The organism is Desertivirga arenae (genome assembly GCF_017355785.1).
Classification (GTDB): domain Bacteria; phylum Bacteroidota; class Bacteroidia; order Sphingobacteriales; family Sphingobacteriaceae; genus Desertivirga; species Desertivirga arenae.
In genome coordinates this window covers 46,763-59,260 of sequence record NZ_JAFEWE010000019.1, presented here as the reverse complement: position 1 = coordinate 59,260, position 12,498 = coordinate 46,763, and the positions used below count along the sequence as shown (strand labels likewise).

Below are 12,498 nucleotides of genomic sequence, written 5' to 3'. Positions count from 1 at the left end.
TATAACAAGCTACGAACTATTTCTATTTATGCCATGAGCTTAAAGAAAACATTAATAGTAATAGCAGGGCCGACAGCGATAGGTAAGACAGAACTGGCAATAAAAATAGCACAGCACTTTTCAACAGAAATTATCTCCGCCGATTCTCGCCAGTTCTATAAAGAAATGTCTATTGGCACGGCTAAACCATCATTTGAAGAACTAAGGGCTGCGCCTCATCATTTTATAAACTCTCATCACATAACTGATAATTTTACAGTGGGCGATTTTGAGAAGCAGGGACTTGAATTAATTAAAACACTGTTCGAAAAGCACAATTTACTAATTCTTGCTGGTGGTTCGGGGCTATTTGTTAAAGCCATTACAGACGGTTTTGACCAAGTTCCTAAAGCGACACTTTCTATAAGAGAAGATCTAAACAGGATATTTGCAGAGCATGGAATTGAAGTAATTCAAAAAAAACTTCAGCAGCTCGATCCCCTATACTACTCCGAAGTTGACCTTTCCAATCCCCAAAGAATAATTAGAGGATTAGAAGTTTGCTTAAGTACAGGTTTACCCTTTTCGTCCTTTAGGACAGGAACACGGAGAAACAGAGATTTTAATATCATAAAAATTGGGCTTAATATGGATAGAGATAAGCTTTATAACAGAATTAATCATCGTGTAGAAATGATGTTTACGGCAGGCCTCGTTGAAGAAGTGAAGCAGCTTAACTCTTATCGTAATCTAAACGCACTTAATACTGTAGGCTATTCTGAAGTTTTCGATTATCTAGACGGGAAAATAACACAGATGGAAGCAGTAGAACAAATCAAACAAAACACACGAAGATTTGCCAAAAGGCAACTTACATGGTTTAAAAAAGATAAAGGTTTTAATTGGTTCGAGCCGTCTGAACTGGATCTGATAATTAACCATATAACTGAAAAGGCAGAAGACCTTTAATTCTGCCCTTTCTTATGCATAAAACGTTAAGCCTGAGCTGTCGGACCTCCAAAGTTTAATGGTAATCCTTCCTCCTGAATTCTCACTCGTCCATTTACAGACTCAAACTTGGCAATGTTATCCTCCAGGGCATGCAGCAAACGCTTTGCGTGCTCAGGTGTAAGAACAATTCTCGATTTCACTTTCGCCTTCGGTACCCCAGGCATCACACGAATAAAATCCAATACAAACTCCGAGTTTGAATGTGTAATAATGGCAAGATTAGCATAGGTTCCTTCAGCTACCTCTTCCGATAATTCTATATTTAACTGATTGTCGTTATTATTCTCTTCCATATTGTAAAAATAAAAAAGTCCCTCCATAAATGAAGGGACTTTATTCTATTTAAGAAGGTCTAGATTTAAGACCTTAAAGTTAACTAAGCCTCAGCTTCTTCGTACTTTGAAGCCATAAGTTTATCGTACTCTTCCTGAGAACCAACAATGATACGATCATAGCTTCGTAAACCAGTACCTGAAGGAATCAAGTGACCAACAATTACGTTTTCTTTCAATCCTAGAAGATTATCACGTTTACCACTGATAGCTGCTTCGTTAAGCACTTTAGTTGTTTCCTGGAAGGAAGCAGCTGATATGAATGATTTGGTACCTAGTGATGCACGCGTAATACCTTGCAATAGTGGGCTTGAAGTTGCAGCGATTGCGTCACGTGCTTCTACAAGTTTCATATCCTTACGTTTAAGCATAGAATTTTCATCTCTAAGCTTACGTACAGAAATTATCTGACCTGGCTTTAAGTTTGGAGAATCACCTGGTTCTGTAACAACTTTCTTATCGAAGATGTCATCATTTTCAAGCATGAAATCCCAACGATCTACAGCATCGTTCTCTAAGAAACGTGTATCTCCCGGATCTTCAATTCTAACTTTTTGCATCATCTGGTGAACAATGACCTCAAAATGCTTGTCGTTGATCTTTACGCCTTGTAGACGGTAAACTTCTTGAATACCATTTACCAGATACTCCTGAACTGCAGCAGGACCTTTAATTGCAAGGATGTCTGCAGGAGAAATAGATCCGTCAGAAAGTGGCATACCAGCTTTCACAAAGTCATTATCCTGTACAAGGATGTGCTTAGAAAGTGGAACAAGGTATTTCTTAATTTGTCCATCTCTTGATTCGATAGATATTTCACGATTACCACGTTTAACACCTCCCAAGGTAACTACACCGTCAATTTCTGTTACTACAGCTGGATTTGAAGGGTTACGAGCCTCGAACAACTCGGTTACACGAGGAAGACCACCCGTAATGTCACGAGTTTTGCCTGTGGAACGAGGGATCTTAGCAATAACCTCACCCATTTTAACTTTAGTGCCTTCATCAACTGCAATGTGAGCACCTACTGGAATATTGTAACCTTTTACTGCCCCACCAGTGCTATCGACAATCTTAATAACCGGGTTCTTAGTTTTATCGCGGGTATCGATAATAACTTTTTCTCTGTGCCCTGTTTGTTCATCTGATTCCTCACGGAAGGTAACACCTTCGATAACAGCTTCAAATTCAATTTTACCAGAGAACTCTGAAATAATAACCGCATTATACGGATCCCAGCTACAAATTCTGTCACCTTTAGTTACTTTATCACCTTCTTTAACATACAGATACGAACCGTAAGGGATGTTGTTAGTCATGATTACTCTTCCACTGTTTGGTTCAACAATTCGGAACTCACCAGAACGACCAAGAACTACTTCTACCGGACCTTCTTCTGTTGTATAAGGAACAGTTCGTATATTTTCAAACTCGATAACACCATCGAATTTCGCATTGATCTGAGATTCTGCGGCAATGTTTGATGCAGTACCACCCACGTGGAATGTACGAAGTGTTAACTGAGTACCAGGCTCACCGATCGACTGCGCTGCAATTACACCAACAGCTTCACCTGCCTGAACACGCTTACCAGTTGCAAGGTTACGTCCATAACAAAGGGCACAAACACCGCGCTTGCTCTCACAGGTTAGAACTGAACGAATTTCAATTCCTTCAAGTGCTGAGTTTTCAACAGCATGAGCAATATCTTCATCTATATCCTGACCCGCCGATACTAAAAGTTCATTTGAAATTGGATCGTAAACATCATGTAAAGAAGTTCTACCTAAAATACGATCGTATAAAGGCTCAACAATATCCTCGTTGTCTTTTAATGCTGTTGTGAAGATACCTCTTAAAGTACCACAATCTGTTTCTCCAACAATCATATCTTGAGCCACGTCATGTAAGCGACGTGTTAGATAACCAGCATCAGCTGTCTTTAATGCCGTATCCGCAAGACCTTTACGAGCACCGTGAGTAGAAATGAAATATTCAAGTACCGATAATCCTTCTTTAAAATTAGAAAGGATCGGGTTCTCAATAATTTCACCACCTGAACCTGACTTTTGAGGTTTAGCCATCAAGCCTCTCATTCCGCAAAGCTGACGGATCTGCTCTTTAGAACCACGCGCCCCGGAATCAAGCATCATGTACACAGAATTAAAACCTTGATTATCCGTCGACAAGATCTCCATCACGTTTGCTGTCAAACGATTGTTGATACGTGTCCAAATGTCAATGATCTGATTATAACGCTCGTTATTGGTAATGAATCCCATGTTATAGTTATTCATTACCTCCTCAACCTCTTGAGAAGCCTGCTCGATCAATTTAACCTTAGCTTCAGGGATATTAAGATCTTGAAGGTTAAATGAAAGGCCACCGCGGAATGCCATCTGGAACCCTAATTCCTTGATGTCATCAAGGAACTGAGCAGCGCGAGCCATTCCGGTCATCTTTACCACCTCACCAATAATATCACGAAGTGATTTTTTAGTAAGGAGTTCATTAATATAACCTACTTCTTCAGGAACATGTTGATTAAATAATACGCGTCCCACAGTAGTATCAATTAACTTAGTAACGATCGAACCGTCTTTTTCTTTAATCTTTCCTTTTACCTTGATAAAAGCGTGAAGATCAATTTTCTTCTCGTTATAAGCAATAATAACCTCTTCAGCAGAATAGAAAGTCTGCCCCTCACCTTTCATTACCCGCTTATCATCCGTCTTACGACCTTTGGTAATATAATAGAGACCAAGTACCATGTCCTGAGAAGGAACAGTAATAGGAGTACCATTTGCAGGGTTAAGAATGTTATGGGAAGCTAGCATTAATACTTGAGCTTCCAGGATTGCCGCATTACCAAGTGGAACGTGAACCGCCATCTGGTCACCGTCAAAGTCGGCGTTGAATGCTGTACAAACTAATGGGTGTAGTTGGATCGCTTTACCTTCAACGAGCTTTGGTTGAAATGATTGAATACCCAAACGGTGTAGTGTAGGAGCACGGTTTAGTAACACTGGGTGTCCTTTAAGAACATTTTCCAAAATATCCCAAACTAATGGATCCTTACGATCAACAATTTTCTTGGCCGATTTTACTGTCTTAACTACACCTCTTTCAATCATCTTGCGAATGATGAATGGTTTAAATAGCTCAGCAGCCATATCCTTGGGTAATCCGCACTCGTGTAGTTTCAGATTTGGTCCTACAACGATTACAGAACGAGCAGAATAATCCACACGTTTACCTAACAGGTTCTGCCGGAAACGACCTTGTTTACCTTTCAAAATGTCTGAAAGAGATTTTAAAGCACGGTTACCTTCAGTTTTAACAGCATTAACCTTACGAGAATTATCGAATAACGAATCAACTGCTTCCTGTAACATACGTTTTTCGTTACGTAAGATTACTTCAGGAGCTTTGATCTCAATAAGTCTTTTTAAACGGTTGTTACGGATGATAACACGACGATATAAGTCATTTAAATCAGAAGTAGCAAATCGCCCGCCCTCTAATGGCACTAATGGACGAAGTTCCGGTGGAATAACAGGAACAATCTTAACGATCATCCACTCTGGCTGATTTTCAATATTCTCCCTCGCACCACGAAATGCTTCAACTACTTGAAGGCGTTTTAATGCTTCATTTTTACGTTGCTGGGAAGTTTCATTAGCTGCCTGGTGACGAAGGTCGTATGACAACTGATCAAGATCGATACGTTTTAACAATTCCTCAAGGGCTTCAGCACCCATTTTAGCAATAAATTTCTGAGGATCTTTATCGTCTAAGTACTGATTTTCTTTTGGAAGCGTATCTAAAATATCAAGGTATTCTTCTTCAGTAAGGAAATCCATTTTAGCGATTCCGTCTGTTTCTTTAATACCTGCTTGAATTACAACGTAGCGCTCATAATAAATAATAAGATCTAGCTTTTTGGTAGGAAGGCCTAACAAATAACCTATCTTATTAGGTAATGAACGGAAGTACCAGATATGGGCAACAGGAACAACAAGGTTAATGTGTCCCATACGCTCACGACGTACTTTCTTTTCAGTAACCTCAACACCACAACGGTCACACACAATGCCTTTATAACGGATACGTTTGTATTTACCGCAATGACACTCATAATCCTTCACAGGACCAAAAATGCGCTCGCAGAACAAACCATCACGCTCCGGCTTGTAAGTACGGTAGTTGATTGTTTCCGGTTTTAAAACCTCACCGCTTGAACGTTCAAGAATAGACTCTGGAGACGCTAAGCTGATAGTAATCGAGGTGAAGTTACTTTTTATTTTATTATCCTTTTTATAAGACATATCTCTTTATTCAAATAATTGAATGAGAGAATGAAGGAAGGATTGAACTCTTGAATTCGATCCTTCTATCATTCATTATTAATCTAGTGTGATATCTAAACCAAGTCCTCTTAACTCGTGAACCAACACGTTGAATGATTCTGGAACAGAAGGAGTTGGAAGATTCTCGCCTTTTACAATCGCTTCGTATGTTTTCGCACGTCCAACAACATCGTCCGATTTTACTGTTAAGATCTCCTGCAGGATATTGGCGGCACCAAACGCTTCAAGTGCCCACACCTCCATCTCTCCAAATCGCTGACCACCGAACTGTGCTTTACCGCCCAAAGGTTGTTGTGTTATTAACGAGTATGGACCAATTGAACGAGCGTGCATTTTATCATCAACCATGTGCCCCAGCTTCAGCATATAAATAATACCTACAGTAGTTGGTTGATCAAAACGCTCACCTGTTAAGCCATTGTGGAGATAAGTTCTTCCAGAAGCAGGCACACCTGCTTTTGCAACCCACTCTTCTACCTCTTCGTGTGTCGCTCCATCGAAAATAGGAGTAGCGAATTTCACTCCAAGCTCTTTTGCAGCCCAACCAAGTACAGTTTCATAAATCTGTCCAAGGTTCATACGGGAAGGCACCCCTAATGGGTTAAGAACAATGTCAACGGGAGTACCGTCTTCAAGGAACGGCATATCCTCATCACGAACAATTCTGGCAACGATACCTTTATTTCCGTGACGGCCCGCCATTTTATCCCCTACACGTAGCTTACGTTTCTTAGCGATGTATACTTTGGCCATCTGAACAATTCCAGATGGAAGCTCATCACCTACACTGATAGCGAATTTCTCACGTTTATAAGCACCAAGCTCTTCGTTCAACTTGATGTTGTAATTGTGAAGTAATTGCTTAATTAGCTCATTCTTATCGTCGTCGGTAGTCCATTTAGTAGGGTTGATATTTGCATATTCCAGCTCAACCAACATTTTTTGCGTGAACTTAGCCCCTTTTGGTATAAGAAGTTCTTTGTAAACATTATAAACTCCCTGAGAAGTTTTACCATTAACAATTGTGAATAACTTATCGATCAAACTATCTTTAAGTTGCTTCATTGCTCTATCATGACCTGCATCTAATTTATCAAGCTGAGACTTTTCTTCCGCTTTAGATGTCTTTTTAGCACGTGAGAACAGCTTTGTATCAATTACAACACCGCTAATCGAAGGAGGAGTTTTTAATGAAGCATCCTTCACATCCCCTGCTTTGTCACCAAAGATTGCACGTAATAATTTCTCTTCTGGCGAAGGATCAGACTCTCCTTTAGGAGTGATCTTACCAATAAGAATATCACCTTCCTTAACTTCAGCACCAACACGAATGATACCGTTCTCATCAAGGTCCTTGGTTGCTTCTTCTGATACGTTAGGAATATCTGGAGTTAATTCCTCTTCTCCTCGTTTAGTATCACGAACTTCTAATTCAAATTCCTCAATATGAAGAGACGTAAAGATATCCTGAGATACCACACGTTCTGAAATTACGATCGCATCCTCAAAGTTAAAACCTTGCCAAGGCATGAATGCAACTTTCAGGTTACGACCTAAAGCAAGCTCTCCATCCTGAGTTGCGTATCCTTCACAAAGAACCTGGCCTTTAGCTACCCTTTGGCCTTTCTTAACAATCGGCTTCAGGTTGATACAAGTACTTTGGTTAGTTTTCTTAAATTTAGTTAAACGATATGTCCTCGATTCACCCTCAAAAGATACTAAACGATCATCGTCATTTCTATCGTATTTGATACGGATTTCGTTAGCGTCCACATATTCCACAACTCCATCCCCCTCAGCATTAATAAGCGTACGTGAGTCACGCGCTACGCGGCCTTCCAGACCAGTACCTACTACAGGCGCTTCTGGACGTAACAAAGGAACAGCTTGACGTTGCATGTTCGAACCCATCAATGCACGGTTTGCGTCATCATGTTCCAGGAATGGAATTAATGAAGCAGCAATAGATGTGATTTGATTAGGAGCCACGTCCATTAAATCAAGCCTTTCCGGCTCAATAACAGGGAAGTCACCTTCAAAACGTGCTTTTACACGCGGGGAGTCGAAATTGCCTTTCTCGTCATACTGAGCGTTCGCCTGAGCTATCGTCTTTCCGTCTTCGTCTTCAGCAGACAAGTAGATAACAGGCTCTTCAACTACAACCCTACCATTTTCTACTTTTCTATATGGAGTTTCGATAAAACCAAGATTATTGATTTTAGCGTGAACACACAGGGAAGAAATCAAACCGATGTTTGGCCCCTCGGGTGTCTCAATGGTACACAAACGACCATAGTGAGTATAGTGAACGTCACGAACTTCGAAACCTGCACGCTCACGGGAAAGACCACCAGGACCCAACGCAGATAAACGACGCTTGTGCGTAATCTCCGCAAGAGGATTTGTCTGGTCCATGAACTGAGACAACTGATTGGTTCCAAAGAACGAGTTGATCACAGATGAAAGTGTACGTGCATTAATTAAGTCAGTAGGAGTGAATACTTCGTTGTCACGAATATTCATACGTTCGCGAATGGTACGAGCCATACGGGCTAAACCAACGCCAAATTGAGCATATAATTGCTCCCCTACCGTACGAACACGACGGTTAGATAAGTGGTCAATATCATCCACTTCAGCCTTAGAATTGATCAATTTGATAAGATACTTAACGATAGCGATGATATCAGCTTTCGTTAAAACTTTAGTCTCATCAGGTGTATCTAATTTAAGCTTACGGTTGATACGGTAACGACCAACATCTCCTAAGTCATATCTTTTATCCGAAAAGAATAAACGTTCAATGATACCACGAGCAGTTTCCTCATCTGGTGGTTCTGCATTCCGCAATTGGCGATAGATATGCTCTACCGCTTCCTTCTCAGAGTTCGAGGTATCCTTTTGTAAAGTATTATATATAATTGAATAATCTGCTGCGCTAACACCATCATCTTTCGAAAGGATTACGGTCTTAACACCAGCATCAATGATCATATCAATGTGGTCATCTTCTAAAATAGTTTCCCTTTCAAGGATTATCTCATTACGGTCGATAGAAACCACTTCACCGGTATCCTCATCCACAAAATCTTCTACCCACTTTTTAAGAACCCTTGCAGCCAGCTTACGACCAACGAATTTCTTCAGGCCAGACTTGCTAACTTTTACTTCATCTGCCAGCTCGAATAATTCCAGAATGTCTTTATCCGAATCATAACCGATGGCACGTAAGAGAGTAGTTACAGGGAATTTCTTCTTACGATCGATATATGCATACATCACGTTATTAACGTCTGTAGCAAACTCAATCCATGAACCCTTAAAAGGTATTACACGGGCTGAGTATAATTTTGTTCCGTTAGTGTGACGGCTTTGACCGAAAAACACACCCGGTGATCTATGCAATTGTGAAACAATCACACGCTCAGCTCCATTGATTACAAACGTTCCCTTAGGAGTCATATATGGGATCGTTCCCAAATACACATCCTGAACAATTGTTTCAAAATCTTCGTGCTCTTCGTCATTACAAGATAAACGTAATTTAGCTTTTAATGGAACACTGTACGTTAACCCGCGCTCAATACATTCCTGAATGTCGTAACGAGGAGGATCTATAAAGTAATCAAGAAACTCCAGTACGAAGATGTTTCTTGAATCAGAGATAGGGAAATTTTCAGCAAACACTTTAAACAACCCTTCCTGATGACGGTCGTCTGAAGTTGTTTCCAGCTGGAAAAATTCTCTGAAAGATTGCAGTTGCACATCCAGAAAATCGGGATAATCTATCACGTGTTTGCTGGTTGCAAAATTTACTCTTTCGCTTTGATTTCTGTTTGCCAATGGATTAAGATTTTAGTTTATAATAAACTGCGACTTATTTGGACTTTTGTACCAATTTCTGCAAGTCAGACAAAAATGGGTATGATAGAAATGGCAATAGACCCCGGTGAAAACCGGAGTCTAGTCCATTAATTTATTGAGTTCGATTATTATTTAATCTCAACTACAGCTCCTGCTTCTTCTAATTGTTTTTTCAAAGCTTCAGCTTCGTCTTTAGCAACACCAGTTTTCAATTCTTTAGGTGCACCGTCAACTAGATCTTTAGCTTCTTTAAGACCAAGGCCTGTAAGATCTTTAACTAGTTTAACTACAGCTAATTTCTGACCACCAGCTTCTTTCAAGATAACGTCGAACGCAGTCTTTTCTTCTGCAGCTGCAGGTGCATCACCAGCAGGAGCAGCAGCAACAGCAACAGCTGCAGCAGCAGGCTCAATGCCATACTCGTCTTTAAGGATCTGAGCTAACTCGTTAACTTCTTTAACTGTTAAGTTTACTAATTGTTCAGCAAACGCTTTTAAATCTGCCATTTTATTTAAATTTTAAAATTCAATACTTTGTTTAAATTGACGTCCTTACAGGTGTCCGTCTTAACCTCTTTCTTGTAATGTTTTTACTAATCCTGCAATTGTAGTTCCGCCTGATTGAAGAGCAGAAAGTACGTTTTTCGCAGGTGATTGTAACAATCCAATGATATCTCCAACAAGCTCTTCCTTAGATTTAAGGCTCGCAAGTGCATCTAATTGTTTGTCTCCAACAAACACAGCCGTATCAATGTAAGCACCCTTCAAAACCGGTTTGTCACCAGTTTTTCTAAGTTCTTTTATCAATTTAGCAGGAGCATTTGCTACTGTAGAAAACAATATTGTTGATGAACCCTTCAATGCTTCTGAAAGCTCAGGAGCTTCAACTCCAGCAGCTTCCATAGCCTTACGAATAAGAGAGTTCTTAGCAACCTGGATTGAAATTCCGTTGTCAAAAAATTTACGACGGATAGCGTTAATTTTCGCTACAGTAAGGTCTGCAGTATCAGTAATATAGAAATTACCGTACTCTTTGATCTGCTCAGAAAGAGCCTGAACAATTTCGTGTTTTTCTTCTCTGTTCATGCTTAGATCCCCGCTACTGATTTAGTTTCAATTTCAATTCCAGGAGACATAGTAGAAGAGATATGGATACTCTTAAAATACGTTCCCTTTGCTGCAGATGGTTTTAATTTTGATAATGTTTGAAGAACTTCAAGTGCATTCTCATAAATTTTATCTGCATCGAAAGATACTTTACCGATTGAAGTATGGATGATACCAGTTTTGTCAACTTTGAAGTCGATCTTACCACCTTTAACATCAGTAACTGCTTTGCCAACCTCAGTTGTTACAGTTCCTGACTTAGGGTTAGGCATTAAGTTACGAGGACCTAAAATACGTCCCAAACGACCAACTTTAGCCATAACACTAGGCATAGTGATAATGATATCAACATCTGTCCATCCACCCTCTATTTTAGCAATATACTCATCTAGTCCAACGAAATCTGCTCCGGCAGCTTTAGCTTCTTCTTCCTTATCCGGAGTTACCAAAGCCAAAACACGAACAGTTTTCCCTGTACCATGAGGTAGTGAAGCGATACCACGTACCATTTGATTTGCCTTACGTGGATCAACGCCCAAACGAACGTCGATATCTACAGAAGCATCAAACTTGGTAGTAGTGATTTCTTTAACTAATGCAGATGCATCTTGTAAAGAATAAACTTTACCAGCCTCAATTTTGGATAGTGCCTGTTTTTGATTTTTTGTTAATCTAGCCACTTCTTAACTGAATTTGTGTTAATTAATTGTTCCAAGGAGCAGTACCAGAAACGGTAATCCCCATGCTGCGTGCTGTACCGGCAACCATTTTCATAGCTGACTCTACAGTAAATGCATTTAAATCAACCATTTTGTCTTTAGCAATGGTTTCAACTTGTTCCCAAGAAACCTGAGCCACCTTTTTACGGTTTGGCTCCGCTGATCCACTCTTTAATCCTGTAATTTCCAGTAACTGGATTGCAACAGGAGGAGTTTTAATGATAAATTCAAATGACTTGTCTACATACACAGTGATTACAACAGGTAATACTTTACCTGGCTTATCTTGGGTACGTGCGTTGAATTGCTTGCAAAATTCCATGATATTCACACCCTTAGCACCCAATGCAGGTCCTACCGGAGGAGATGGATTAGCAGCGCCGCCCTTGATTTGTAATTTTACTAACGCACCGACTTCTTTTGCCATTTTATTAATTTAATTAGTACTTAATGTTAGTAGTGGAAGCATGTAACATTTAAGATCTTTATAATGAGATATGAGATCGCAAAATTAAGATCTGAGGCTCGATACCTTACCTCAATCTTGTTATGTAAAATCCCAGATCTGACTTATTCTTTTTCTACTTGCATGTAGTTTAATTCGAGAGGGGTACGACGACCGAAAATCTTAACCATAACTTTCAGTTTTTTCTTCTCTTCATTCACCTCTTCGATAACACCACTGAATCCGTTGAATGGACCATCCATTACTTTAACGTTTTCGCCAACGTAATATGGAACATTCATCGTTTCTCCCTGAGAGGACATTTCGTCTACTTTTCCAAGGATCCGGTTAATTTCTGCCTGACGCATAGGTACAGCATTACCTCCTTTATCTCCAAGGAACCCGATAACACTGTTGACATTTTTGATGATATGTTCAAGCTCACCATCTAAAGCTGCTTCTATCAACACGTAACCTGGATAATAATTGCGCTCTTTTGCAATCTTTTTCCCCTCACGCATTTGATAATATTTTTCCATAGGTATAAGAACCTGTGGAACTAAATGAGAAATACCAAGGCGATTAACCTCGGCTTCTATATACTGTTTTACTTTTTTCTCTTTGCCGCTAACAGCCCGTACTACGTACCACTTCAGTTGATCACTCATT

The 12,498-nt window shown here is 39.9% G+C and carries 9 protein-coding genes; 1 reads left to right on the top strand and 8 read right to left on the bottom strand.

Features of this window, described 5'->3' with window-relative positions; genetic code table 11:
- Nucleotides 1–33 precede the first annotated feature (33 nt).
- Entirely contained in the window at nt 34–948 is a 915-nt protein-coding gene (miaA, locus tag J4N24_RS23865; protein WP_207536252.1) for a tRNA (adenosine(37)-N6)-dimethylallyltransferase MiaA, read from the top strand.
- 26 nt (nt 949–974) lie between these two features.
- Here the strand turns inward: miaA and J4N24_RS23860 are convergent, their stop codons facing one another.
- The 8 genes from J4N24_RS23860 to nusG all read right to left on the bottom strand — a co-directional run bounded on the left by J4N24_RS23860 (nt 975) and on the right by nusG (nt 12,497).
- Nucleotides 975–1,283, bottom strand: a complete 309-nt coding sequence (locus J4N24_RS23860) for a DUF3467 domain-containing protein (protein ID WP_207536251.1) — start codon at nt 1,281–1,283, stop codon at nt 975–977.
- 83 nt (nt 1,284–1,366) lie between these two features.
- Complete coding sequence (gene rpoC, locus J4N24_RS23855; RefSeq protein WP_207536250.1) at nt 1,367–5,653, bottom strand: DNA-directed RNA polymerase subunit beta'; 4,287 nt, start codon at nt 5,651–5,653, stop codon at nt 1,367–1,369.
- Nucleotides 5,654–5,731: 78 nt separating this feature from the next.
- Nucleotides 5,732–9,538: a DNA-directed RNA polymerase subunit beta gene (gene rpoB, locus J4N24_RS23850; RefSeq protein ID WP_207536249.1), complete on the bottom strand. Its 3,807-nt coding sequence runs from the start codon at nt 9,536–9,538 to the stop codon at nt 5,732–5,734.
- A gap of 149 nt (nt 9,539–9,687) precedes the next feature.
- Nucleotides 9,688–10,065, bottom strand: coding sequence for a 50S ribosomal protein L7/L12 (gene rplL / locus J4N24_RS23845; RefSeq protein WP_207424725.1), 378 nt, complete (start codon nt 10,063–10,065; stop codon nt 9,688–9,690).
- Between the two features lie 60 nt (nt 10,066–10,125).
- Nucleotides 10,126–10,644 (bottom strand): 50S ribosomal protein L10, encoded by a 519-nt coding sequence (gene rplJ, locus J4N24_RS23840; RefSeq protein ID WP_207536248.1) that lies wholly within the window; start codon nt 10,642–10,644, stop codon nt 10,126–10,128.
- Between the two features lie 2 nt (nt 10,645–10,646).
- Nucleotides 10,647–11,345: a 50S ribosomal protein L1 gene (rplA, locus tag J4N24_RS23835; protein WP_207536247.1), complete on the bottom strand. Its 699-nt coding sequence runs from the start codon at nt 11,343–11,345 to the stop codon at nt 10,647–10,649.
- A gap of 22 nt (nt 11,346–11,367) precedes the next feature.
- Nucleotides 11,368–11,811, bottom strand: a complete 444-nt coding sequence (rplK, locus tag J4N24_RS23830) for a 50S ribosomal protein L11 (RefSeq protein WP_207424728.1) — start codon at nt 11,809–11,811, stop codon at nt 11,368–11,370.
- Between the two features lie 143 nt (nt 11,812–11,954).
- On the bottom strand, nt 11,955–12,497 hold the full coding sequence (gene nusG / locus J4N24_RS23825; protein ID WP_207424729.1) for a transcription termination/antitermination protein NusG: 543 nt from the start codon (nt 12,495–12,497) through the stop codon (nt 11,955–11,957).
- Between the last annotated feature and the right edge of the window lies 1 nt (nt 12,498).

Excerpts from the sequence above, each read along its gene's own strand:
- miaA (WP_207536252.1), top strand. The coding sequence starts at position 34 with ATGAGCTTAAAGAAAACATTAATAGTAATAGCAGGGCCGACAGCGATA.
- J4N24_RS23860 (WP_207536251.1), bottom strand. The coding sequence starts at position 1,283 with ATGGAAGAGAATAATAACGACAATCAGTTAAATATAGAATTATCGGAA.
- rpoC (WP_207536250.1), bottom strand. The coding sequence starts at position 5,653 with ATGTCTTATAAAAAGGATAATAAAATAAAAAGTAACTTCACCTCGATT.
- rplL (WP_207424725.1), bottom strand. The coding sequence starts at position 10,065 with ATGGCAGATTTAAAAGCGTTTGCTGAACAATTAGTAAACTTAACAGTT.
- rplJ (WP_207536248.1), bottom strand. The coding sequence starts at position 10,644 with ATGAACAGAGAAGAAAAACACGAAATTGTTCAGGCTCTTTCTGAGCAG.
- rplK (WP_207424728.1), bottom strand. The coding sequence starts at position 11,811 with ATGGCAAAAGAAGTCGGTGCGTTAGTAAAATTACAAATCAAGGGCGGC.
- nusG (WP_207424729.1), bottom strand. The coding sequence starts at position 12,497 with ATGAGTGATCAACTGAAGTGGTACGTAGTACGGGCTGTTAGCGGCAAA.